At 40.2% G+C, this 26,422-nt stretch carries 19 protein-coding genes; 5 read left to right on the plus strand and 14 right to left on the minus strand.

What is annotated here, in order from left to right; translation table 11 throughout:
• Positions 1 to 72 precede the first annotated feature (72 nt).
• Genes ACYSNO_RS01825 through ACYSNO_RS01835 form a run of 3 tightly spaced genes read left to right on the plus strand, consistent with a single transcriptional unit; the run spans position 73 to position 3,636 of the window.
• Positions 73 to 828, plus strand: coding sequence for a DeoR/GlpR family DNA-binding transcription regulator (locus ACYSNO_RS01825; protein ID WP_461729357.1), 756 nt, complete (start codon positions 73 to 75; stop codon positions 826 to 828).
• Positions 825 to 1,760, plus strand: a complete 936-nt coding sequence (gene pfkB, locus ACYSNO_RS01830) for a 1-phosphofructokinase (protein WP_461729358.1) — start codon at positions 825 to 827, stop codon at positions 1,758 to 1,760. Before ACYSNO_RS01825 ends, pfkB begins: the two co-directional genes overlap by 4 nt.
• A complete protein-coding gene (locus tag ACYSNO_RS01835; protein ID WP_461729359.1) occupies positions 1,747 to 3,636 on the plus strand; it encodes a PTS fructose transporter subunit IIABC in 1,890 nt (629 codons plus the stop codon). Before pfkB ends, ACYSNO_RS01835 begins: the two co-directional genes overlap by 14 nt.
• Before the next feature lie 70 nt (positions 3,637 to 3,706).
• Here the strand turns inward: ACYSNO_RS01835 and glmM are convergent, their stop codons facing one another.
• The 10 genes from glmM to uvrB all read right to left on the minus strand — a co-directional run bounded on the left by glmM (position 3,707) and on the right by uvrB (position 17,551).
• A complete protein-coding gene (gene glmM, locus ACYSNO_RS01840; RefSeq protein ID WP_461729360.1) occupies positions 3,707 to 5,062 on the minus strand; it encodes a phosphoglucosamine mutase in 1,356 nt (451 codons plus the stop codon).
• 25 nt (positions 5,063 to 5,087) lie between these two features.
• The gene (locus ACYSNO_RS01845) at positions 5,088 to 6,218 is read right to left on the minus strand and encodes a CdaR family protein (protein WP_461729361.1); all 1,131 of its coding nucleotides are present in this window, start codon (positions 6,216 to 6,218) and stop codon (positions 5,088 to 5,090) included.
• Complete coding sequence (cdaA, locus tag ACYSNO_RS01850) at positions 6,218 to 7,105, minus strand: diadenylate cyclase CdaA (protein WP_461729362.1); 888 nt, start codon at positions 7,103 to 7,105, stop codon at positions 6,218 to 6,220. The genes ACYSNO_RS01845 and cdaA overlap by 1 nt, the downstream gene beginning before the upstream one ends.
• Positions 7,106 to 7,462: 357 nt before the next feature.
• Positions 7,463 to 8,170: an amino acid racemase gene (locus ACYSNO_RS01855; RefSeq protein ID WP_461729363.1), complete on the minus strand. Its 708-nt coding sequence runs from the start codon at positions 8,168 to 8,170 to the stop codon at positions 7,463 to 7,465.
• Positions 8,171 to 8,172: 2 nt separating this feature from the next.
• Positions 8,173 to 9,426: a carboxylate--amine ligase gene (locus ACYSNO_RS01860; protein WP_461729702.1), complete on the minus strand. Its 1,254-nt coding sequence runs from the start codon at positions 9,424 to 9,426 to the stop codon at positions 8,173 to 8,175.
• A gap of 124 nt (positions 9,427 to 9,550) precedes the next feature.
• A complete protein-coding gene (gene whiA / locus ACYSNO_RS01865; RefSeq protein ID WP_461729364.1) occupies positions 9,551 to 10,486 on the minus strand; it encodes a DNA-binding protein WhiA in 936 nt (311 codons plus the stop codon).
• Positions 10,487 to 10,505: 19 nt separating this feature from the next.
• Positions 10,506 to 11,507: a gluconeogenesis factor YvcK family protein gene (locus tag ACYSNO_RS01870; RefSeq protein WP_461729365.1), complete on the minus strand. Its 1,002-nt coding sequence runs from the start codon at positions 11,505 to 11,507 to the stop codon at positions 10,506 to 10,508.
• Positions 11,504 to 12,388, minus strand: a complete 885-nt coding sequence (gene rapZ, locus ACYSNO_RS01875) for an RNase adapter RapZ (RefSeq protein ID WP_461729366.1) — start codon at positions 12,386 to 12,388, stop codon at positions 11,504 to 11,506. The genes ACYSNO_RS01870 and rapZ overlap by 4 nt, the downstream gene beginning before the upstream one ends.
• 332 nt (positions 12,389 to 12,720) lie before the next feature.
• Positions 12,721 to 15,546 carry an excinuclease ABC subunit UvrA gene (uvrA, locus tag ACYSNO_RS01880; protein WP_461729367.1) on the minus strand — a complete coding sequence of 942 codons (2,826 nt, stop codon included), beginning with the start codon at positions 15,544 to 15,546 and terminating at the stop codon, positions 12,721 to 12,723.
• Positions 15,547 to 15,562: 16 nt separating this feature from the next.
• A complete protein-coding gene (uvrB, locus tag ACYSNO_RS01885; protein WP_461729368.1) occupies positions 15,563 to 17,551 on the minus strand; it encodes an excinuclease ABC subunit UvrB in 1,989 nt (662 codons plus the stop codon).
• 238 nt (positions 17,552 to 17,789) lie between these two features.
• On the opposite strand from uvrB, the gene ACYSNO_RS01890 reads away from it, so the two are divergent.
• Together ACYSNO_RS01890 and ACYSNO_RS01895 are read left to right on the plus strand one after the other, a co-directional pair.
• Positions 17,790 to 19,934 (plus strand): amino acid ABC transporter substrate-binding protein/permease, encoded by a 2,145-nt coding sequence (locus tag ACYSNO_RS01890; RefSeq protein ID WP_461729369.1) that lies wholly within the window; start codon positions 17,790 to 17,792, stop codon positions 19,932 to 19,934.
• Position 19,935: 1 nt separating this feature from the next.
• A complete protein-coding gene (locus ACYSNO_RS01895; protein ID WP_461729370.1) occupies positions 19,936 to 20,673 on the plus strand; it encodes an amino acid ABC transporter ATP-binding protein in 738 nt (245 codons plus the stop codon).
• A 51-nt stretch (positions 20,674 to 20,724) separates the two neighbouring features.
• Here ACYSNO_RS01895 and ACYSNO_RS01900 read toward each other — a convergent pair whose 3' ends face one another.
• From ACYSNO_RS01900 to grpE, 4 genes are all read right to left on the minus strand, one after another.
• The gene (locus tag ACYSNO_RS01900; protein WP_461729371.1) at positions 20,725 to 22,434 is read right to left on the minus strand and encodes a hypothetical protein; all 1,710 of its coding nucleotides are present in this window, start codon (positions 22,432 to 22,434) and stop codon (positions 20,725 to 20,727) included.
• Between the two features lie 252 nt (positions 22,435 to 22,686).
• Positions 22,687 to 23,841: a molecular chaperone DnaJ gene (gene dnaJ, locus ACYSNO_RS01905; RefSeq protein ID WP_461729703.1), complete on the minus strand. Its 1,155-nt coding sequence runs from the start codon at positions 23,839 to 23,841 to the stop codon at positions 22,687 to 22,689.
• A 133-nt stretch (positions 23,842 to 23,974) separates the two neighbouring features.
• A complete protein-coding gene (gene dnaK / locus ACYSNO_RS01910) occupies positions 23,975 to 25,798 on the minus strand; it encodes a molecular chaperone DnaK (RefSeq protein ID WP_461729372.1) in 1,824 nt (607 codons plus the stop codon).
• A gap of 29 nt (positions 25,799 to 25,827) precedes the next feature.
• Positions 25,828 to 26,382 (minus strand): nucleotide exchange factor GrpE, encoded by a 555-nt coding sequence (gene grpE / locus ACYSNO_RS01915; protein ID WP_461729373.1) that lies wholly within the window; start codon positions 26,380 to 26,382, stop codon positions 25,828 to 25,830.
• Between the last annotated feature and the right edge of the window lie 40 nt (positions 26,383 to 26,422).

The raw sequence follows: 26,422 nt of genomic DNA on the forward strand, positions 1-26,422 counted from the left end.
ATTGTTTATGATTGTTATTGGTTGATTTTATGAAAAATTCATGCTAGACTCTTCTTTGAAGGGGGGTTGAAAATGCTTACAACAGAGAGACATCAATTCATTCTTAAATTTTTGGAACAAAACGGAACGATTACCATTCACGAGATTGCGGCTGCCTTAAATACTTCCGATTCTACGATTCGTCGCGATTTACAATTTTTGGAAGACGAAGGGTTATTACTAAGAGTTCATGGGGGTGCGAGAAAAAAAACACCCTTGGTTTACGAAGCAACCATGAGTGAAAAACAAGCACTAAAACAAGAGGAAAAACAACAGATTGCAACATTCGCAGCCGATTTGATTCAGGCTTATGACACAATTTTCTTAGATGCGGGTTCAACAACCCTCACTATGATTCCCTTCTTACCTGAGAAGCTTTCATTAAAAGTTGTGACCAATTCTGTGACACACGCCCGTCAACTCCTCGATCGAGGTTTCGAAACCATTGTTTTAGGAGGCAATATTAAGCCAACAACAAATGCCATCTGGGGGGCTGCCGCTGGTCAGCAACTCCAGCAACTCTATTTCGACAAAGCCTTTCTCGGGATGAACGGCATCGATCCTTTCGCTGGTTACACGACGCCTGATCCAGAAGAAGCTTTTATCAAAAGAACGGCCGCCTTACAAAGTCAAATGACTTACGTCTTAGCAGATCAATCAAAATTCGGTCATCGAAGCTTCGCAAAAGTCATGCCTCTCAAACAAGCCAAAATCATCACTGAATCTTGTCCCCAAGAGGTCCAAAAAGCGATACAAGAACAAACAACAATATTGGAGGTTTTTAAATGATTTACACTATGACGCTGAACCCTTCCATTGATTATATTGTCCATACTGACACAATCAAATTAGGAGAGCTCAATCGTATGCAACGAGATTTAAAATTACCTGGTGGTAAAGGAATCAATGTTTCACGAATCCTGCAACGACTGGCGATTCCCAATTGCCCACTTGGTTTTTTAGGAGGGTTTACAGGCTCGTTTATTCAAGAATGGTTAGAAAAAGAGCAAATTACTGGCAATTTCACAAAAATCGCTGCTGATACTCGTATCAATATTAAATTAAAATCAGGAGAAGAAACAGAAATCAACGGCGCAGGACCTGAAGTCTCTTCCGCAGAAGTTGACGCCTTAAAATCGAGTCTCTCTCATTTAACAAAAGAAGACATCGTGGTACTATCGGGCAGCACCTTACCTTGCCTACCAACAGGCTTTTATCAAGAATTAATTCGTTTGATTAAAGAACAAGGCGCAAATTTTGTGATTGATACGACGGGCCAAGATTTGCTAGATGCCTTACCCAGTCAACCACTTCTTGTGAAACCAAATAAGGAAGAACTCGCTGAAATCTATCAAACCGATTTCACTTCTTTGACCGACTTAATCACACACGGAAAAAAACTTTTAAAAGACGGAGCACAACATGTGATTCTTTCAATGGGTGGTGAAGGTGCTCTCTTGTTTACTAAGCAAGGCGTCTACCAAGCTGCCGCTTTAAAGCGTCCTTTAAAAAACTCTGTTGGCGCAGGAGATTCCATGATCGCTGGTTTTATTGGCCAGTGGAATAAAAACAAAAATGCCATCGAAGCCTTTAAATGGGGCGTCGCTTGCGGAAGCGCGACCGCATTTTCTGATGATTTAGCAACGCAAAGTTTCATTCAAGAACTCTTACCTGAAGTAAAAATTACAACTCTGGAGGGAAAAAACAATGAAAATCAATGATTTACTTTTAAAAAATGCCATGATTATGGATTTAAAAGCAAGGAGCAAGCAAGCTGCCATTGAGGAAATGGTTGATAAACTTTTTGAAGTCGGCAGTATTTCGGATATTGAAACCTTTAAAGCGGGGATTCTCACTCGTGAAGCACAAACTTCAACCGGACTCGGTGATGGTGTGGCTATGCCTCATGCCAAAAATGAAGCCGTGACTCGTCCGACCGTCCTCTTTGCAAAAAGCGCGCAAGGCGTGGACTATGAAGCGTTAGACGGGCAACCGACTTTTCTCTTTTTTATGATTGCTGCACCTGAAGGAGCCAACGATACACACTTACAAGCATTAGCTGCGCTTTCTCGTCGCTTGATGGAGCCAGAATTTCTTCATCAATTGAAACAAACAAAAACACCCGATGATGTGACAACCTTATTTGAAAAAGAACCTGAAGAAGAACCTTCTGTTGAAGTGGTTCCAAACGCAACCCACCGGCCTTTTCTTGTGGCGGTTACCGCTTGTCCAACGGGAATTGCCCATACCTTTATGGCAGCTGATGCTTTGAAAAAAAAGGCAAATGAAATGGGCGTGGAAATAAAGGTAGAAACGAATGGTTCGGAGGGCATTAAAAACCGCCTAACAACCGAAGACATTCAACGAGCAGAAGCAGTCATTGTTGCAGCAGATAAAAAGGTGGAAATGAATCGTTTCGATGGCAAACGTTTAATCAATCGTCCAGTCAGTGACGGCATCCGTAAAACAGAATCACTCATTGAAGAAGCACTTAGCAAGCAGGCACCGATTTTTCATGGTGATGGGCCGTCCAGTGAGGAAAATGAATCGACCCGCACTTCTTTCGGACAAGACCTCTACAAAAATCTGATGAATGGGGTTTCTCACATGTTGCCATTTGTCATTGCAGGGGGAATATTGATTGCCATTTCATTTATGGTCGATCAATTTCTCGGTGTCCCTGTTGATTCATTAAACCAACTAGGTTCGTACCATCCTCAAGCTGCTTGGTTTAATGAAATTGGTGGTGCAGCGTTTGGCTTTATGTTACCTGTATTAGCTGGTTTTATCGCGATGAGTATCGGTGATCGTCCAGGATTGGTAGCTGGTTTTGCAGCCGGTGCCTTGGCGAATGCTGGTGGTGCAGGATTTTTAGGGGCCTTAGTTGGTGGGTTTCTTGCCGGCTATGTCATTGTTTTCTTACGTAAAGCGTTGGCCGGACTCCCTAAATCATTGGATGGCATTAAAGCAATTTTATTTTACCCTTTCTTCGGTTTGCTGATTACAGGCTTTTTGATGCTTTTAGTCAATGTTCCAATGAAAATCATCAATGATGGCTTAAATCACTTTTTAAGTGGACTCGATGGCACAAACGGCGCTCTCCTTGGAATTTTATTAGGAGTGATGATGGCAGCCGATTTAGGTGGACCAATTAATAAAGCAGCCTATGTCTTTGGGACAGGAACTCTCGCAGCAACAGTAGCTAGCGGCGGTAGTGTCGTCATGGCCGCAGTAATGGCAGCCGGCATGGTGCCTCCACTTGCCATTTTTGTTGCGACTCGTTTATTTAAAAATAAATTCACCCAGCAAGAACGTGAAGCAGGATTAACAAACATTGTGATGGGCCTTTCCTTTGTAACCGAAGGAGCGATTCCTTTTGCCGCGTCCGATCCGTTACGAGCAATCCCAAGCTTTATGGTTGGCTCTGCTCTCACAGGTGGTTTAGTAGGGGCTTTTAGTATCAAACTACTCGCACCTCACGGGGGGATTTTCGTCCTCTTCCTATTAAATAAACCCTTCCTCTTCTTAGCCTTTATTTTAGCTGGGGCGATTGTTTCAGGAATTGTATTAGGAACTTTGAAAAAACCATCGAACTAAGAAATTGTTTCGCCATCAAAAAAATCATGAAATCAGATTTTAATAACTGATTTCATGATTTTTTCTTTTTTTATTCGATACCGATTTCTTCACGAACAACGGTTGCAATTTTTTCAACATAGTACTCGACGAGTTCATCTGTTTCCGCTTCCGCCATCACTCGTAGCAAAGGCTCTGTTCCAGAAGGTCGCACCAAGATACGGCCGTTTCCGTTCATTTCTGCTTCGGCTTCCTCAATCACGGCTTTAATTCTTGGAACTTCCATCGCTCCATCTTTATCAGATACCCGGATATTAACGAGTTTTTGCGGATAAATCGTTACTTCTGCTGCTAATTCAGAAAGTTTTTTACCCGTTTGTTTCATGACGTTTAGCAATTGAATCCCTGAAAGCATGCCATCGCCGGTTGTATTAAAATCAAGAAAAATCATATGCCCGGACTGCTCGCCACCAAAATTGTAATCATTTTTACGCATTTCTTCAACAACGTAGCGATCCCCTACTTTCGTGATCACGTCTTGCATGCCTGCCGCTTCAACGGCTTTACGGAAACCGAGGTTACTCATTACGGTCGTCACAATCGTGTTGTGTTTCAAACGTTTTTGTTCTGCCAAGTATTTCCCACAAATATACATAATTTTATCGCCATCAATAATCTTCCCTTGTTCATCTACTGCAATGATTCGATCGCCATCACCGTCAAAAGCTAAGCCCACATCTGCTTGCTTTTCTAAGACAAAGGCCGCTAATTTTTCTGGATGTGTTGATCCAACACCGTCATTAATGTTTAGACCATCTGGTGAAGCACCCATCGTATAAAATTCTGTTTCTAAATCAGCAAATAAACGATTCACAGAAGTTGCAGTTGCTCCATTCGCTGCATCCACGCAAACTTTCAAGCCTGCTAAATCTCCGGTGACTGTTTGTTGTAGAAATTGAGCATAACGCAACAACCCTTCTGGGAACTCTTCCACTGTTCCTAGACCTTGAGCTGAGGGTCTTGGCAAGAGGTCCTCTCCTGCATCCAATAGTGCTTCAATTTCTAATTCTTGCTCGTCATCCAGTTTAAATCCATCATTACCAAAAAATTTAATGCCATTATCTTCTGCTGGATTGTGCGAAGCAGATATCATCACTCCCGCACTGGCTTTTTGCGTTCGGGTCAGATATGAGACCCCCGGTGTCGCAATTACGCCTAGTTGAAAAACTTCAATCCCAACCGATAATAAGCCAGCAATGAGTGCGTGCTCCAACATTTCACCAGAAATCCTAGTGTCACGTCCAACAAGGACACGTGGACGTTTCTCGCCTGCCTCATGTTGACTTAAAACGTAGCCGCCAATCCGACCCAAGCGAAAAGCTAATTCTGGTGTCAATTCTTTATTTGCTTCTCCTCGCACACCGTCTGTTCCAAAATACTTACCCATGTTTAATTGTCTCCTTATTTATTCCTTAGTTTTCTGCCTGCGCAGATGGTTGCGTTTCATCAACAAGTGCTTCTTCTCCCGCCATGCCAACCGTTTTTTCCTCTTGTCGTGCACTCGTTTCTGACGACTCAGTGGTTGACACGCCTTCTTCTTTTTCAGACGAAGGCGCAGGTGGCGTGGAAGTTTTACTCTCCTTACTGTCTTCTACCTTTATGAAAACAGGTGTGATGGTAACCATCACCTGTTGAGGATGAACGAACATCCCTTTTTCAACTTCTAAACTGATTGTTTGCTGCGTTTGTTTTTTTACTTTCGAAACGTCTACCGTCAGCGTCAAATGATCATATTTTTCTAATAACTCTGGTGAGCCAATGATTACGGCGGTTGACTGGCTGAGCGAGAGTTCAAAATGGGAAATATCAGCTGGCAATTCACCAACTTGTTCCAGATAAAGCGGCACTTCTTTTTGCGGTGCTTTAATCTCAACCGTCACCGTCACCTTCTCAGATGACAAAATCGCATTCATAATCTCACCCTCTTTATTCACCGCATAAACAGGCACTTCTTTCGCTAGGTTTTTATCAATCCCTTCTAAATTATCTAAATTCGCCACGACTTTCGTAATTTCTTGCATACTCAAATTCCCTGTCGTGACTTCTATTTGTTCGGGATTCACGCCTAAACCTGCTAGTTGATAGCCTTTTGCTAAATTTTCATCTGAAATGTTGACTTCAACTGGGAAGCTTTTGGTTTCAAGTTTTTCAATCGTAACAATAATACTGGCCGGTTCCAATGTCGCGGTCACGCCTGTCGTGAGGTTTTGTACTTTTAAAGGAACCGTGTGTGTTCCTTCCCCGAGGTTCGTCAGATCGGTCACTACTCGAAAGGTCCGGGTTTCTTCATTGACTTCGCCATTTAATAAAATCCGATTTAAACTACTTAATCGAACCGTTGCGGTTGGCTCATAACCTTGGATGAAATACTGCTCCGTATCATAAATCGGTTGAATGGGGACTTGAACCGTTTCTTCTAGCGTATTCGGCGATAAAATCGTCTTGGAAATGGAAGCACTATTCGGATTAAAAAATAGAATCAAGGCAAATAAAAGCGAAAGCAATGCATATAAAATATTACTAATTCGTTCTTTGGTAAACATTACTTACCTCCTCGTGTCGTTCGATTCAGTTCTTTCCATAAGGTTGTAAAGAAATTCTTTTTATCGGTACTACCCTCTTCCGGTAAAAGTATCTCTTTTAACATTTCAAGATATTCTTCTCGCGTTAAGTTGGCATAAAGATGATTTTTATATGCAATACTTACTTCTCCCGTTTCTTCAGACACAATCAGCGTTAACGCATCACTGACTTCAGAAACACCGACGGCCGCCCGGTGCCGGGTACCAAAGTGTTTTGGAATAAGTAGACTTTCTGAAAGCGGTAAGTAGGCACAGGCTACCGCTATCTTTCCTCCTTGCACAATTACTGCCCCATCGTGTAAAGGAGTATTCGGAATAAAAATATTTATCAATAATTCTTCTGAAATATCTGCGTCTAAAGGAATCCCCGTTTCGATATAGTCTTCTAATCCAGTATGTCCTTCTACCGTGATTAAAGCGCCAATTTTTCGTTTCGACATATATTGTAAGGCACGATCCATATCATGGATCATTTGATCATTTTCATTTCTTTTTTCTTTTGGTGCATTCAGTAAAGTCGTTCGTCCCAAATGCTCTAAACCACGCCGGATTTCTGGCTGAAAAATGACAATTCCTGCAATAACCCCATAAATAATCACTTGATCCATCAGCCAAGAAAGCGTATGGAGGCCAACCAATTCTGAGAAAAATCGAATGCCAATAAAAACGGCGACACCTTTAAATAATTGGATGGCTTTCGTTCGTCGTAGCAACTGAATGAGTTTATAAATAATAAACCAGACAACAAGAATATCCAAAATATTGATCAAAAAAGAACCGGTAAAAATATCTTGTGAAAAGAGTTTTTGCCAGTATTCTAGACTAAAAACATTCCCCAAATTGATCACCTCGCGCTGCCTCCTTTTCTACTTTATTTATTCATTAGTATACCATAGCTTTTATGATTTTTTGGAATTTTTCAGTAAAAAATCAATTCGATTGCTTATCTCTTATCAGATATTCTTTTTTTTAATGTCGTTTATGGAAGTCCAAAACTTAAGCCGATACCTATATGCTTGAACCTCTCATGACTAAAGTCACGAGTATTCTCAGCTAACGGATAACAGTATTAGATGTGACCAATCATACTGGTTTTTTTGTTGGGAAAACATCTAACATGCAATGGAAAATTTTCTTTCCGAAAAATAACTACAACCTAAGAAAAACTCAGGAGCCGCTTACTACGCTCCTGAGTTTTTCTTTTTTTATTTCTCGCTACGCAACGAAAGTGCACGTTCAATCGTACGATCAACCAAAACCGATTGGGCATCGACCACGGGATAGCCATGTTGATGAAATGTCGCTTCCATTAACGACAATTCGGTGCACCCTAAAATGATTTGCTCACAACCTGCGGCAACCGTTTCGGCCAAAATTTCCAAATAGAGTGCCTCATTCAAATAATCATTTTCTTTAATCTCGTGGTAAATTAAGTGATTGATTTTTTCTTGGAGGGCATCTGTCGGTAAATAAACTTCAAATCCCGCTGCCTGTAATTCTTTTTCATACACTTGCGCACGAACACTGCCTGTCGTTCCTAAAAAAGCAACTTTTCCGACACATCCCAAGCGAGCGACTTCTGCAACTGCTTCTTTAGGCATGTGTAATAATGGAATGGGTGTTGCTGCTTGCAAGACATCAAAAAAGTGATGCGCCGTATTGCAAGTTAAAACGATAAAGCCAGGTTGTAACAAGTTTTGTTTTTGAATATCGTCTAGTAAATAAGGTAAGGGACTTTCTTTCGTTTCATCTAAAATATAGGCCGTCCGATCTGGAACGGTCGCATGGTTAAACAACACATAATTCAAGTAGTCTTGATCTTTATGAGCGATGACTCGTTGGTTTAACAAATGAACAAAGCTTTCTGTCGCCATGGTTCCCATCCCACCAAGAATACTAAAAAAATGCTCCATAGTTAACCTTCTTTCCCTTGAAAATATTTTTTAAAGCGTTCATGATACGTGTAAAAAGCACGCTGCATGAGTCCCCAGCGGCGCAATGACCAGTCTTTGGCATAAAACACCGTGGTTCCCCATTGACCGTTACGAAGAAGCATTTTCGCTCGTTCTTTCTCTGCATTTTCTTTTGCATAGGTTAAGAAGACCTTTTTAGGGGCTCCCAGCCACAGACGATCGTTGGAAGTTCCTTTTTGACCATACACTGTTTTCGTAAATGGGACATTTAGAATCAAGTCTTCTGTAATAAACTTCGCTAAGTTCAAACCGTTTAAAGTTAAAAAGAAGCTACTTCTCCCTTGGCGTAAGTTGATTTCAAACAATTTATAGGTCTGGTCACGTGAATCATATTTCATATCAAAATTTGCAAATCCAACGTAATGAATTTGCTTTAAAAAAGCCTCAATTTGTTGATAAACTGCTTGATTCTCATCTGGTAAAATCACAACATAATTGCCAACAGACCCTGGAGTCGGATCTTCCAATAAGGGGTGGCCTAATCCCATCATTCGGACTTGTTGCTTGTGATCGATGTAGGCATTTAAGACACGCATATTGCTATCGTCTCCAGGAATAAAGTCTTGGGCAATCATATCACTTTGATAACCTGCTTGATAAATGCGTTCGATAATCACATCAAACTCCGCTCGTTCCTCAATAATAAATGCTTTTTTCCGCCCTTCAAAATCAATGGAGAGCCATTCAACACTATTGGCTGGCTTTAAAGCGACAGGAAATTCAAATGGAAGCGAATCGATAAACTTACCTTCAACCAGCGAGTCCTTACTAATAATCAAGGTTTTAGGATAAGGCAGTTGATAGGTTTCGCAGACTTCATAAAAGCTCACTTTATTGACTAATTTTTCAAAAAGAGCATAATCATTTGCAATAAACGTATAGTATGGCGCTAACTTTTCTTTATTTTTCGATAGTAGTTCTGCATAACCATCGCCACAAGGAATTAATAAGTATTGCATTTCAGGGTTGTTATACGTTGTTTTCGCTAATTTTAGTAAGGTTTCTGTAAAAACGGGATCTTCTTCAAATCCAGGTGTCGGATGAACCGTTACGATTTTACTATATCTCGTTGGCGCTAAGACATGTCCTGCGTAAGCTACCGACTTCATGCCATAAGCTTCATGAAATGATTTCGCCATTCCGTACACATTCATGTCACTTCCTAGTAAGATAGGAATGAATTTCATTTGTTCCATCATACAACACTCTCTTTTTTAAAGATTTTTTCAATAGGCTTATCATATCATAAACAAATAGACAAACAAAGTCAGATTGTCGCTCACTTATTGAATTTCTAAATTTTTGATGCGAAAATGAACGCTAATGGCTACCTTCTCTTAGTTTTTCAGCAAACTCATTAATTTTTCGAATTCGATGATTAATTCCTGATTTCGAAATTGCTCCAGTTGGGATCATTTCACCTAGTTCTTTTAAACTGACCTCAGGATTTTCTAAACGCAACTCTGCAATTTCTTGTAATTTTTCCGGGAGGGCATTCAAACCCACGCGTTCTTCGATGTAGCGAATATTCTCTATCTGCTTTGAAGCAGCATCAATCGTTTTGTTCATATTTGCTGTCTCACAATTGACGATACGATTCACCGAATTGCGCATATCTCTAACAATCCGAACATCTTCAAATTTTAACATCGAGTTCGTCGCCCCAATTAACGTTAAGAAATCGGCGATATGTTCAGCACCTTTCAAATAAGCGATATAGCCATTGCGACGCTCTAATGTCCGACCATTTAATCCATAGTAATTTAACATATCACAAATGTCTTGATTATGTTCTTCATAAGTAGAATAGATTTCAAGATGATAGCGACTTGTTTCTGGATTATTAACGGATCCAGATGCCATAAAGGCGCCTCTTAAATACGAACGCATTTTTTGAGAATTGCCCATAATTTCCTCCGAAACGTGGCTGTGAACCATCATTCCTTCAAAAATGCCTAAATCTTCTAAAACGTCTCGCGTTTCCTGTTTTAGGCGAACAATATAAACATTATTTTTCTTTAATTTCATTTTGCGTCGCACAAGTAATTCACTTCGGACGTGATAATGATCTTTTAGTAACGAATAAATCCGCCGAGCAATTGCTGCATTTTCCGTTTGTACGTTTAAAATAAATTGTTGATTCAAGATATTCAGTGACCCGTTCATTCGTATTAAGGCAGCTAATTCTGCTTTGGCATGTTCTCGATGCACTTCGAGACTCGTTAATTCTTTTTTGACTTCGGCTGCAAAAGACATTCCTTCACTCCCTTATTTCTTACACTTTCGCACCATAAACAATGCGTAAGAGTTCTTCAATGACTTTTTCCCCATCATGAAAAACACCGCCATTTTCCAACTTTAAGAAGTCCGTCGATACGACTCGACAGCCTTGGTCTCTTAAAGCTGAGAAATCGTGGACGACTTGCACTAGGTATTCGTCGTAGACTTCAAAGTCCATATACCCTTCTGGTACTTTTTCGGTATTAACCAATACCGTACTAATAAAAGGTTTATTCAGATGTTGATTCAAGACACGGACATGATCGGCATCGGTAAAATGCTCGGTTTCGCCTTTTTGCGTCATAATATTGCACACATAGACAATCTCTGCCTGTGTTTTCCCTAGCGCTTCGTTAATTTCAGGAATCATGAGGTTGGGTAAAATACTTGTAAAAAGGCTGCCTGGTCCCAAAACAATCATATCGGCATCCATAATCGAAGAAACCACTTTTGGTGCTGCTTTGGGTGCTGTTTGATTGTTTTGATTTGAGACATACACGTGATCGATCGTTTTCCGGCTTAAGGCAATTTTAGATTCTCCAACAGCGGTTGAGCCATCAGTAAAAACAGCATGGAGTACGAGCGGTTCATCCGAAGAGGGATAAACTTTCCCATCAACGTGCATCATTTTAGTCAATAATTGAATCGCTTCATAGGTACTTTGGCGCATTTCTGACATCGCGGCAATAATTAAGTTCCCTAAGGCGTGATTGGCTAAAAATTTATCTTCTTTTTTAAAACGATATTGAAAAATATCTGCATATAATTTTGGCATATCAGATAAGGCCACCAGAACATTGCGTAAATCTCCGGGTGGTGTCATATTTGTTACGGACTCACGAAGTTCACCACTACTGCCGCCATCATCGGCAACCGTCACAATGGCTGTAATATCAACACCTTGATTTCTCAAGCTTTTCAATAAGACTGGTAAGCCTGTCCCCCCACCAATAACAACCACTTTTGGTTTCCGAATCCGATAGGTCTTCATTTTCATGAGCGGTTAACCGTTTCTTTCCGTTTATCCTTATCGCGGTGGGTAACATTGACGCGATAAGTTTGTCCTAATGATTCTGCCAAACGTTTTGATAAAGCAACCGAGCGATGTTGTCCACCAGTACAGCCAATCGCCACCGTCAAGCTACTTTTTCCTTCTTGAATATAGCCCGGCATGATGCTTAAAAGTAATTGATTGAATTGCGAATAGAAGGCTTCTGTTTGCTCAAAGCTCATCACATAATCATAGACTTCTTGATCCAGTCCCGTTTTTGGTCGCAATTCTGAAATATAGTGGGGATTTGGTAAGAAACGGACATCCATGACGATATCCGCATCAATCGGGATGCCATACTTAAACCCAAAGGAAACGACTTCTACTCGAAAACCTACCTCTTTCGAAGCGATAAATTCTTGATTGATTTTTTCACGCAATTGACGAGGCGTCAAATTGGTCGTATCAATCACAATTGAAGCTTGTGTTTTTAAATCTTCTAATATCGCTCTTTCTTTTCGAATCCCTTCTGTAATTAACCCATCCATTGCTAACGGGTGGGTTCTTCTCGTTTCTTTATAACGTGAAACCAGTTCATTATCTGCCGCATCTAAAAAGAGAATGCGTGTATCAATAAATGCGGTATTTTCAATATCAATTAACATACTTTGAATTTCTTCGAAAAAAGAACGCGAGCGTAAATCAACAACAAGAGCGATTTTCGTTACTTTTCCAGTTTCTTTTACGAGTTCCCAAAATTTCGGAATCAAATTCGGTGGCATATTATCAATACAAAAATAGCCCATATCTTCAAAACTTTGGATTGCAACTGTTTTTCCTGCACCGCTCATCCCAGTAATAATTACGAGTTCTAAACTTTCTGCCATTCCAATCATTCCTTTATCATTTTCTATCCAATCTATTGTAACACCCCGAGCGTATCATAGCTATTCTTTTTCATTGAATTCTTACCGCAAAAAACTTTTGAAAGCAAAAAATAAGGTTTCGCCTCGTTTTCAAAAGAGTTGTGGACGCACAAATAGCGGTGTGACAAAAGTTGTTTTACCCTGAGAAACTGGAAGGGAATTCGGACAATTGTTTTTTGCAATTGCTCATATTTCGTGAAGTTTCCCAAAGCGTAGCCTTTTGTTGCCCGTTTATTCGCCAAATATTCGTAAAATACCAAGGGCCTGCGACGATTGTCACAGACCCTCCTCACTTATTTTGGTTGTAAGACACGCTTTAAATATTGTCCAGTATAACTTTCTTCGACAAGAGAGACTTCTTCTGGCGTCCCAACTGCCAGTATCGTGCCACCGCCGTCGCCTCCTTCAGGACCCAAATCAATCAGATGGTCTGCCGATTTGATAACATCTAGATTATGTTCAATGACGAGCACCGTGTTTCCTTGTTCAACCAAGCGATCTAAGACAAGCAACAATTTGGCTATGTCTTCAGAATGCAAACCCGTCGTTGGTTCATCCAAAATATAAAGACTCTTGCCATGCGATTTTTTATGTAATTCGCTCGCGAGTTTCATACGTTGCGCTTCGCCGCCCGACAGTGTAGTCGCGGGTTGGCCTAAAGTGACATAACCTAAACCAACGTCCACAATGGTTTGTAGCTTGCGATGAATCTTTGGTATCGCTTGAAAGAAGGCCACCGCATCTTCTACGGTTAAATCAAGAATTTCAGAAATGTTTTTCCCCTTGTATTTCACTTCAAGCGTCTCAGAATTGTAGCGTTTGCCTTGACATACTTCACAAGGAACATATACATCTGGTAAGAAGTGCATCTCTATTTTTAAAATACCATCGCCTTTACATGCCTCGCAGCGACCACCTTTAACATTAAAGCTGAAGCGTCCCTTTTTATAACCACGGATTTTCGCTTCATTGGTCGCAGCAAACAAATCACGAATGTCATCGAAAACACTGGTATACGTCGCTGGATTACTTCTTGGTGTTCGACCAATTGGACTTTGATCGATATCAATCAAGCGCTCAATCTGTCGATACCCAGTGATTTTTTTGAATTTCCCAGGTTTATTTGTATTTCGGTTGATTTTTTGTGCCAGAGCCTTTTTCAAAATTTCATTGACTAAAGTTGATTTTCCTGAGCCTGAGACGCCGGTAACTGCGATAAATTCTCCTAAGGGGAAAGTCACATCCACATTCTTTAAATTATTTTCAGTTGCACCTGTTATTTTTAATGCTTTTCCATTCCCCTTCCGCCGCTCTTTCGGGATAGGGATGACACGCTGACCAGATAAATATTGACCGGTTAAAGAATTCGGATTGGCAATCACTTCTTGCGGTGTACCGCAAGCCACAATTTCGCCACCTGCGTGACCGGCTCCAGGACCAATATCAATCAAATAATCTGCCGCTCGCATGGTGTCTTCATCGTGTTCTACCACGATGAGCGTATTTCCTAGATCACGCATTTTCCTTAATGATTCAAGTAAACGATCGTTGTCTCGTTGATGCAAACCAATTGATGGTTCATCTAAAATATACAATACCCCTGATAAATTCGAACCAATTTGTGTCGCTAACCGAATTCGCTGTGCTTCTCCACCAGATAGACTACCTGATGCTCGACTAAGTGTTAAATAATCTAACCCCACATTTTGTAAGAAACTCAAACGATCTTCAATTTCTTTCCGAATCGGCTTAGCAATCATTTGTTCTTGTTCGGAAAGCGTTAATTTTTCGATAAAAGTCAAACATTGATTAATGGATAACTGACTGACTTCCCCAATATGCGCACCATTGACTTTCACAGATAGGGCCTGTGGATTTAAACGATAACCATGACAAGCTTGGCATGTTAATTCTCGCATATACAGACGCATTTGTTCACGGGTAAAATCACTATTTGTTTCATGATAGCGTCGATTAATATTGGTAATAACCCCTTCAAAAGCCACTTCCACATCACGTACTCCACCAAAATCATTTTCATAATGAAAATGAAATGTCTCCCCATCTGATCCAAACAAGATGAGGTGACGGTGCTCCTCAGGTAACTCTTCAAAGGGGGTATCCAGATCAATATGAAACTCCTGGCACGCTTGTTCAAGCATTTGAGGGTAATATTGGGAACTAATCGGATTCCAAGGAACAAGTGCTCCTTCACGCAATGTTTTTCCTTGATCGGGAACAACCAAATCGATATCGACTTCTAGCTTTATCCCTAACCCATCACATTCTCCACATGCCCCAAATGGCGCATTAAATGAAAAGAGACGCGGTTCCAACTCTCCGACAGTAAAGCCACAATAAGGACAAGCATAATGTTCGCTAAATAACAATTCTTCTGACCCAATCACATCGACGAGGGCATACCCTTGTGCTAAATGTAGGGCATTTTCTAAAGAATCAAACAAACGGGAGCGGATACCTTCTTTCACGACAATCCGGTCAATTACGATAGCAATGTCGTGTTTTTTATTTTTTTCTAATTCCGGAACTTCACTTAAGTCATAAATTTCACCGTCGACTCGAACGCGAACGTAACCTTCTCGTTGAATCATTTCAAAGACACGCTTATGTTGCCCCTTTTTTTGATTGACGATTGGCGCTAAAATCTGCAACCGGCTACGTTCTGGTAGAGCTAGCACTTGATCGACCATCTGTTCAATGGATTGACTTGTAATTTCAGTCTGATCATCGGGACAGATTGGATGCCCAATTCGAGCATAGAGCAGCCGTAAGTAGTCGTTGATTTCCGTCACCGTACCAACGGTGGAACGAGGATTTTTACTCGTTGTTTTTTGATCGATTGAAATCGCTGGGCTTAAACCGTCAATACTATCCACATCAGGCTTATCCATTTGACCTAGAAACTGACGCGCATAAGCAGAAAGACTTTCGACATAACGTCGCTGTCCTTCCGCATATAGTGTATCAAAGGCTAAAGAACTTTTACCTGAGCCTGACAAACCCGTAATCACCACTAATTGATCTCTTGGAATTGTAACATCGATATTTTTCAAGTTATGGGCACGAGCCCCTCGAATGACTATTTTATCATTTGCCATAACATCAAACTCCTTTTTATTGTGCTTTTAATTCTAGGATGGTATCTCGTAAAGTCGCAGCTGTTTCGAAGTCCAGTGTTTTGGCTGCTTCGCGCATTTCTTGTTCTAATTTTACAATTAACAATTCTTTTTCTTCCTTTGATAATTCCGTATATGATTTCGTTAAATAGCCAGCTTCTTCTTCTGCAACTTTCGAAATCTTAATTAGCTGACGGATTTCTTTAATAATCGTGGTCGGGGTAATTCCGTGTGCTTCATTATAAGCTTCTTGAATTCCACGTCGTCGAGCCGTTTCATCGATTGCTTTTTGCATCGAATCCGTCACCTTATCCGCATACATGATAACTTTTCCAGAGGCGTTACGAGCGGCACGTCCAATCGTTTGGACTAAGGAACGCTCGCTACGTAAGAAACCTTCCTTATCTGCATCAAGAATGGCAACCAACGAAACCTCAGGCACGTCAATCCCTTCTCGCAATAGATTAATTCCTATTAAAACATCAAATTCACCCAAACGTAAGTCACGAATAATTTCCGTTCGTTCGAGCGTTTTAATATCACTATGTAAGTACTTCACTTTGATTCCTAATTCTTTAAAATAATCCGTGAGGTCCTCTGACATTTTCTTTGTTAAGGTCGTAATGAAAACTCGCTCATTTCGTTCGACTCGTTCGTTAATCTCGCCAACTAAATCATCGATTTGCCCCATAATTGGGCGGACTTCAATCAGTGGATCAAGCAGCCCTGTCGGTCGGATGATTTGTTGAACGACATGGTTTGTTTGCTCTGCTTCATAGGGCCCAGGAGTTGCAGATACGTAAATAATTTGATGGACGTGTTGTTCAAATTCTTCTAAACGTAAGGGCCGATTATCCAAGGCTGACGGCAACCGAAAACCATAATCAACTAGCATTTGTTTACGCGCGCGATCCCCATTATACATTCCTCGAACTTGTGGCATGGTCACATGCGATTCATCAATGACAATCAGGAAATCTTCTGGGAAGAAGTCAATCAAGGTGTAGGGGGGTTCTCCTTCTTGGCGCCCATCTAAATGACGGGAGTAGTTTTCGATACCCGAAGTGTAGCCCATCTCTCGCAACATTTCGATGTCATAGTTCGTTCGTTGTTCTAAACGTTGTGCCTCTAGCAATTGATCGTGACTCCGTAAAATTTTTAAACGTGCGTCAAGCTCCGACTGGATGGCTGCAATCGCTGTTTCTAGATGGTCCTCATCAGTCATAAAGTGTGTCGCGGGGAAAATAGAAATATGTTCTACTTCACTAATAACTTCGCCTGTAAGAGCGTCCACTTCCCGGATTCGATCAATTTCATCACCGAAAAATTCAACTCTTAATGCACGTTCATCACGAGAAGCTGGAAAGATTTCAACAACGTCACCTCTGACTCGGAAACGACCCCTTTGAAAGTCGATGTCATTGCGCTCAAATTGAATTTCTACCAATGCTTTTAGTACCTGATCACGTGAAATTTCCATCCCAGTTCGCAAAGAAACCACTTGCTTTTGATATTCTAATGGCGAACCTAACCCAAAAATACAAGAAACCGAAGCAACGACAATGACATCATTGCGTTCGAGCAAGGCCGAAGTGGCAGAGTGGCGTAATTTATCAATTTCATCATTGACACTCGAATCCTTTTCAATATAGGTGTCGCTTGAAGGGACGTAAGCTTCTGGTTGATAGTAATCGTAGTAACTAACAAAATACTCGACCGCGTTCTCAGGGAAAAACTCCTTGAATTCCCCATACAGCTGTCCAGCTAAGGTTTTATTATGAGCCATAATTAGTGTTGGCTTATTCACTTGTTCAATCACATTTGAAATCGTATACGTTTTCCCGGTACCTGTTGCACCAAGCAAAACTTGTGCTTTTTCTTTTTTGTTAATCCCATTCACTAGTTCTTGAATCGCTTGCGGTTGATCGCCAGCAGGTTGGTATTTAGAAACTAATTTAAATCGACGGGAAGTATCTCTTTCAATCATACTTTGCGCCTACTTTCTGTGGTTTTGCTCAATAATACCTATTCTACCATAGCGAACATACTTTCGCTATTTATTTTATTTATTTTTTTTACTCTTTACTCTTTTTTAATGACAGCATTCCTTACATGAAATGTCATTAAATAGATTAAATTCCGAAATTTTTTTCTCATTTTCTTGCTTATTTCAAATTCAATCAGTTATAATGCTAAAATATATGTTAATTAGGAGGTATCATCACATGAAAAAGAGACTATTATGGTTATCACTCTTTTCTATACTACTGTCTGGCTTGTTTTTGTCTACAAAAAATGCCTCTGCAGAAGAACAAACGTACAAAATCGGAACAGATGTCACATTTGCTCCCTTCGAGTTCCAAGATACAAATAATGAATATGTCGGCATCGACATTGATTTATTAAAAGAAATTGCCCAAGATCAAAACTTTAAGGTCGAGTTTAAACCTTTAGGCTTTAACTCGTCGATTCAAGGAGTACTCTCCAACCAACTGGATGGAATGATTGCCGGCATGAGCATTACTGAGGAACGAAAGAAAACGTTCGACTTTTCTGACCCTTATTTTGATAGCGGGATTCAAATGGCTGTAAAAGAAGATGACAACCACATTCAATCCTACGAGGACTTAAAAGGCTTCACCGTCGGGGCGAAAGTTGCCACAGAAAGCGCCACTTTCCTTGCTGAAAACCAAGAGAAATATGGATACGAAATCAAGCTTTACGAAGATGCAACTGGGTTATATGGCTCTTTGAAAAATGGGGCCTTACAGGCGATTTTTGATGATTTCCCGATTTTAGGTTATGCCATTAACCAAGGAGAGGCTTTCAAATTAGTTGGACAACCCGAAAAGGGAAATGCTTACGGTTTCGCCGTAAAAAAAGGCGAAAACCAAGCACTCTTAGAGAAATTCAATGCTGGTTTAAAACAACTAAAAGCTTCTGGACGCTACGATGAAATCATCTCAACTTATATCGTTCAAAACGAAACGCAAGAAACAATGAAACAAGTGACACCCAAAAAAGAACTTTATGTCATTGCGAGCGATTCTGCTTTTGCTCCTTTCGAATTTCAAAACGAAAACAATCAATATGTCGGAATTGACGTTGATTTAATGAAACGTGCTGCCGAGCTCCAAGGGTTCAATGTCAAATTTAATCACATTGGATTTTCTGGCGCTGTGCAATCTGTAGAAAACAACCAGGCCGATGGGATGATTGCTGGGATGACAATTACAGATGCCAGAAAACAAGCTTTTGATTTTTCAACACCTTACTTTGATAGCGGCATTCAACTAGCAATCAAAAAAGGCAATACGAAAGTACGATCATTTGACGATTTAGCAGGAAAAAACGTTGGCGCGAAAGTGGGAACCGAAAGCGCTGATTATTTGGAGCAAAACAAAGAAACTTATGGTTACACACTGAAATATTTTGACGCAGCAGATCAACTCTATGACGCATTAAGAGTCGGTGCTGTTGAAGGAATTATGGATGATTACCCTGTGATTGGTTATGCTATTGCTCAAGGGCAAGAAATCGAAACGCCCATCGAACGCATTCCAGGAGGACAATACGGTTTTGCCGTGAAAAAAGATCAAAATCCAGAACTACTCGAAATGTTTAATGAAGCACTCGCTGAAATGAAACGAACGGGAGAATACGATCAAATTCTTTCCACCTACATCCAAGATGGTAAACCGACGGATAAAACCGTAGATGAATCTTCTTTCATGGGCATTCTAAAAAACAATTATCAAGTGTTGCTTGTCGGATTAGGAAAAACCATACTCTTAACCTTGGTTTCCTTCGCTCTTGCGCTTGTCGTTGGAATTATTTTCGGATTAATGAGTGTCTCACCAATCAAAGCGCTCCGTTTCGTTTCGTCCGTTTACGTTGATGTTATCCGTGGAATTCCGATGATGGTTTTAGCTTTATTTATTTATTTCGGTTTATCTGATGCAATTGGCATCACGATTCCTGATTTTACAGCCGGCGTGATTACCTTAACGCTGAATGCAAGTGCCTATATTGCAGAAATCGTCCGCGGAGGAATTAATGCGGTCCCAGTCGGTCAAATGGAAGCGGCTCGTAGTTTAGGCTTATCTTACATGCGAACCATGCAAAAAATCGTACTCCCACAAGCCATTCGTATTATGGTCCCATCTTTTGTCAACCAGTTTGTCATCTCATTAAAAGATACAACAATTATTTCTGTCATCGGAATTGTCGAATTACTACAAACAGGAAAAATTATTGTTGCTCGGACCATGCAAACGACTTACGTTTATCTCATTATCGCCATTATGTACTTAATTGTCATCACGGCCTTAACCAAGCTTGCGAAAGTCTTAGAAAAGAGAGTGAATTAACATGAAAGAAAAAATTATTGTGAAAGACTTAGTGAAAAAATACGGAGAAAATACAGTTTTAAATCAAATTAATACGACGATCCATGAGGGAGATGTCGTGTGTATTATCGGACCTTCTGGTTCTGGAAAATCGACTTTTCTCCGTTGTTTAAATCGTCTAGAAGAGATTCATAGTGGAACGATTTTGGTCAATGGAGAAAACTTAACGGCTGACAAGACGAACCTGAATCAAATTCGGCAACACATCGGGATGGTTTTTCAACATTTTAATCTCTTCCCTCACCTATCCATTCTCGAAAACATTATTTTAGCACCGATGGATTTAAAAAAGATCACACGGAAAGAAGCCGAAAAAAAGGCGATTTTACTACTGGAAAACGTTGGTCTAGCAGATAAAAAAGATGCGTATCCTGAAAGCTTGTCAGGTGGTCAAAAACAACGTGTTGCGATTGCTCGAGCCCTTGCAATGGAACCAGATATCATGCTTTTTGATGAACCAACCTCTGCTTTAGACCCTGAAATGGTGGGCGATGTCCTAAATGTCATGAAACGTCTAGCTAAACAAGGTATGACAATGGTCATTGTTACCCACGAAATGGGCTTTGCCAAAGAAGTGGCCAACCGCGTGATGTTTATTGATGGTGGAAACTTCTTAGAAGACGGTAGCCCCGAACAAATTTTTGATCATCCACAAAATGAGCGAACAAAGGATTTCTTAGATAAAGTCTTAAATATTTAAATAAAAAATGAAGAGGCCCCAGGAGTGATTGAAATCGTTCAGGGAACTTCTTCATTTTTTTGATTTTCTGACGAGAGAAAAAGAACTGATTCCAAGAAGTGTCAAAAACGGGATAAAAATACAAATAAGTAACACTCTTGAAGAGGGATCGCTTAGTTCCAACTGATTGACCCCTGCTTCTGACAATAAAATGGGTGTGCCGATATCCGTTAGATTCAGTTCCTGATGCTCCCGTTCTTTTTGATTGTAGACAACCTTCGTCCGTTCATAAACGACAACTGGCAGATGCACCTCTTCTCCCGCAGTTGCCTCCCACGAGACGATTAGTTTTCCATCGACCACTTCTTTGGTGAATTTTTCCGATTCATTTTGATCAATCACCAAAACCTTGTATTGATTGTATTTATTTAAACCATTCTCTTGGTAAATCGGTAAATAATCTGGGGTTGATTTTTGAATCAGCGCTAACGTCTTGCTTTTATCCGTTTGAAAAAAAGAAGACGTCATTTCATCACGACTTTCTGAAAAAAGATGCGTATGACGACTTGCACGCACCGGTTTTTCCGCTGTTTGCCACTGATGATAGGCAGATAGCGTAGTGACCGATAGTTGGATCACTGCCAAGAAGGTCATCATTCGTAAAAATGAAAGTGTCCAATCCTGCCGCTTCAATACCAAGCGACCGTTCCGACCAATAAAAACCAATAGCAAAACAGTAAATGGAACAAAAAAACGAAAAGGAAATTGTATCGTTTCGATGATCGTCCAATTTTTCCCTGCTAGAAACTTCCAAGGCACGAGATTCGTTGATAAAATAAGAAAAACAAGCCCCACACTTGCAATAGCTCGATCAAAATCGGCTAGTTGCTTCCAATCTTTGCAGATTTTCCGAAGATAAAAAAGCAATAAAGGGAAAAGCGCAACCGGAGTGACTAACCAATAAACACTGCGAAACGTTGTTGTATTTTTGTACATACTTCGATTGACAAATGGCGAAAGCAATTCATTCCCTCGATACAAAGTCCAAAAACCATACCAAACATTCAGCGTCAACGTAAAGAACAAACCAACCGATAAAATTCCTTGGATCAGCAACTGCTTTCGAACTTGTGGTTTCTTGAAAAAGAGAAAGCCATAACAAACAAAATAGACAATCAATAATAAAACGGAAGAAAATAAGTGAATTTGAAATATCAAAGCCATCAAAAAGCCGACTTTTATCGGTGGAAAACGCTCTTCTTCAAACAAATCAACGATTGGGACAAGACATAGGGGGAAAACAGCCGCTCCCCAACTGGTAAATCCTTGCCTAGAAACCCAATAAATAATTGAAAAAGAAGTCATGTAGAGCACGCTAAGATAAAATGCTTTTTGTTTTTTTATCGTGCATTTTTTTAGTAAGAAATACATACAATTTCCAGCTAAAACAAATAAGAGAAAGTTTGCTAACATCTGGTAGACGAACCAAGAGGAACTTAACCAAACAAGTCCTCCGTGAATATAGGCCATTAACGGCCCATATAGGGCATTGACAATTCTTCCTGATTGCTGAAAACCATATTGATTCATGAAATACTGAAAATTATGTTGTTCAATCTGTTGAGAAACGTCATAGAAACGATTGAAATGAAAAATAATATCCGATCCGACGATCATACTCTTTGTCAAATACTGAGGAAGGACGAAGAAAAAAGCGAGTATGATTAACCATAGTCGATAGAAACCATTCTTCTCACTCATTTTTTTTAAACTAATGAACACTTGTTGACACCTACCTTACTTTTATAAATAACAATTGTAACAACAAGCAAACTTTCTTGAAAGTTCCAATTGAAAAAAACAAGGTTTTCTTAACATTATCAAAAAGTCATTCAAACCGTTCGTTTTATCGAACAATTCCTTACAGATCAGTCACTTTTATCACCTGAGTCACAGATGGACAAAAAAAACAAAAGCTTTTCCTTCCGAGTGATTCGAAAGAAAAAGACTTTTGTTTTTGTATCGTTACTTCATTTATTTTTTCTTGTGTCCACCAAAGGCGTCTTTGACTTTATCAAAGAAGCCATCCGATTGTTCTTCAACACTAGAATGACCGCTCGCTTTTGAAAAAGCTCTTAAAGCGTCTTTTTGTTCCTCGTTCAAGTTTCTAGGTGTCATAACTTTCACTGTTACTTGTTGATCGCCATTGCCACCACCACGTAAACGCGGCGCGCCTTTGCCACGCAAACGGAATTTTGTTCCCGTCTGAGTGCCAGCTGGAATTTTCAGCTTGACATCACCGTGGACGGTCGGCACATTGACTTCATCGCCTAAAGCCGCTTGTACGAAGTTCAATGGTAATTCATAGTAGATTTCTCCACCATCACGATCAAAAATATTACTTTCTGCAACATAGAAGACAACATATAAGTCACCGTAAGGGCCGCCATTAACTCCTGCTTCCCCTTGGCCTGCTAGCCGCATTTGTTGACCATTTTCGACACCCGCTGGCACATTAACCTTGACATTATGCGCTTTTTTCTCATGACCGCTGCCATGACAAGTTGGACATGGTTCCTTGATTTCTTTCCCCGAACCATGACACACATCACACGTTTGACGGCTCATCACACGTCCAAGCGGTGTCTGACGTTCGACATTAATCGTTCCTGAACCATGACATTTATGACAAGTCGTTGGTTCCGTTCCTGGTTTTGCACCATTTCCATGACACGTGTGACAGGTTTCTTCACGATTGTATTTAATATTTTTTTCAACACCAAAAATCGCTTCTTCAAACGTTAAGTTAATGGTGTATTGCAAATCTTCTCCTTGACGAGGGGCGTTCGGATTTGCCCGACGACCACCGCCACCACCAAAGAAAGATTCAAAAATATCTTCAAAGCCACCAAAACCACCCGCACCAGAGAAGCCGCCGCCAAAGCCGCCACCACCAAAGTTTGGATCGGTACCCGCATGACCATATTGATCATAAGCAGCCCGTTTTTGCGGATCACTTAAAATTTCATAAGCTTCTGAAACTTCTTTAAATTTTGCATCGGCATCGGCTTCTTTATTAATATCTGGATGATATTTTTTTGATAGTTTTCGATAAGATTTTTTAATTTCGTCATCTGAGGCACCTTTTTGTACTCCCAGAACTTCATAATAATCACGTTTTGCTGCCATTGGATTCCCCCACTTTTCAAACATTTCGAGTCCTTCATATTTTAGCACAAAAGACTCCGAAGAGATATCTTTTTACCATTACAATAGAAAAAGCCAAAGTTTGTTGGCTTTGGCTTTTTCAAAGACAACGGGATTAGTCGTTATCTACTTCTTCAAAATCAGCATCAACGATATCGTCTGCGCCACCTTGTGCCGCTTCTGGATCTTGTTCTGCTTGTTGTTGCGCAGCTTGTTCGTATAATTTAACCGTTAAGTTTTGTACGATTTCATTTAACGCATCACGTTTTGTTTTCATTTCTTCAATATTATCTGCTTCTACTGCTGCTTTTAATTCATCGCGAGCTGCTTCTGCTTTTTGAACTTCTTCTGCATCCACTTTGCCTTCAAGTTCTTTTAATGTTTTATCAACTGTGAATAGTAAGGAATCCACATCATTACGTAAGTCAACTTCTTCTTTACGTGCTTTGTCAGCTTCTGCATTTGCTTCCGCATCTTTTACCATACGATCAATTTCTTCATCTGTTAAACCTGAAGAAGATTTAATCGTAATCGTTTGTTCTTTTTGAGTCCCTAAGTCTTTGGCAGATACGTTTACAATACCATTTTTATCAATATCAAACGTTACTTCGATTTGAGGTACGCCACGAGGTGCCGCTGGGATATCTGTTAATTGGAAACGACCCAATGTTTTGTTGTCTGAAGCCATTGGACGCTCCCCTTGTAATACATGAATATCCACTGCTGGTTGGTTATCTGCTGCTGTTGAGAAAACTTGTGATTTACTTGTTGGAATTGTTGTGTTACGATCAATTAATTTCGTAAATACGCTACCCATTGTTTCAATACCTAATGATAATGGTGTGACATCCAATAGGACAACGTCTTTCACATCACCACTGATTACGCCACCTTGAATCGCAGCACCCATTGCAACCACTTCATCTGGGTTGACCGATTTATTTGGTTCTTTGCCAGTTTCTTTGCGAACTGCTTCAACCACTGAAGGAATACGAGTAGAACCACCCACTAGGATGACCTCGTCAATTTCAGATTGAGAAATTCCTGCATCTTTTAACGCTTGGCGTACTGGAATTTTCGTGCGTTCAACTAAGTCAGCTGTTAATTCATCAAATTTTGCACGAGTTAGGTTCATCTCTAAGTGTAATGGACCCGCTGCTCCTGCAGTGATAAATGGTAAGCTAATTTGCGTGCTTGTTACACCAGATAAGTCTTTTTTCGCTTTTTCTGCTGCGTCTTTTAGACGTTGAACCGCCATTTTATCTGCTGATAAATCAATGCCATTTTCTTTTTTGAACTCAGCAACCATGAAGTCAATGATCTTATCATCAAAGTCATCTCCACCTAAGTGGTTATCGCCTGCTGTAGATAACACATCAAAGACGCCATCTCCTAACTCAAGAATGGAAACGTCAAATGTTCCGCCACCTAAGTCAAAAACCAATACTTTTTCTTCACGATCTGTTTTGTCTAGACCATAAGCAAGTGCCGCAGCAGTTGGCTCATTGACAATACGTTCAACTTCCAAACCAGCAATTTGACCAGCGTCTTTTGTCGCTTGACGTTGAGCATCGTTAAAGTAAGCTGGAACTGTAATCACAGCTTTCTCGACTTTTTCACCTAAATACTCTTCAGCAAAACCTTTTAGGTATTGTAAAATCATTGCTGAAATTTCTTGTGGTGTATATTCTTTTCCTTCCGCTTCAACTTTATACCCTGCTTCACCCATATGACGTTTCACAGATGAAATGGTATGAGGATTAGTGACTGCTTGACGTTTTGCTACTTCACCTACTTGAATCTCACCATTTTTGAATGAGACAACTGAAGGAGTTGTACGATTTCCTTCTGGGTTTGTGATAATTTTCGCTTCTCCGCCTTCTAAAACAGATACTGCAGAGTTTGTAGTTCCTAAGTCAATTCCGATAATTTTACTCATATTAAAAATCTCCTTTATCATTTACATTTTTATTGGGCAACAATAACCATACTTGCTCTTAACACACGATCTTGTAGTTTGTAGCCTTTTTGTAAAACTTCCACAATCGTGTCCGCTTCGGTATCATCATTCAACGGGACAATTTGAACTGCTTGATGCACGTTTGGATCAAACTTTTCCCCTTTTGCTGGAATTTCTTCAATTCCTTCTTCTTTTAAAGCGGCATTTAAACTTTCTAAAACCATTTCGACGCCTTTTTTCAAGCTAATGCTTTGTTCGTCTGTGACTTCAGCTGCGATTGCTCTTTCAAGATTATCAATTGCTGGTAATAATTTCTTACCCAAATCTTGTGAACGGTATTTTTGTAATTGTTCACGTTCATTGCGATTTCTTTGAACGATATTCGCTAATTCAGCTGAAACACGTAAAAACTTGTCTTCCATCTCATCTAATTTTTGTTTTAGTTCATCAACTTCCGATAGCTCTGTTGTTTCAACTTCTTCGACTTCTTCAACCGCTTGATTGTCATTCACCGCTTCAACAGGTGTGTCTTCGACGATCTCTTTTTCTTTTTCTTCTGACAATTGTCGACCATCCCTTCTCATATTGACGCTTTATATTGTT

The sequence above is a fragment of the Enterococcus sp. LJL98 genome, assembly GCF_054871745.1.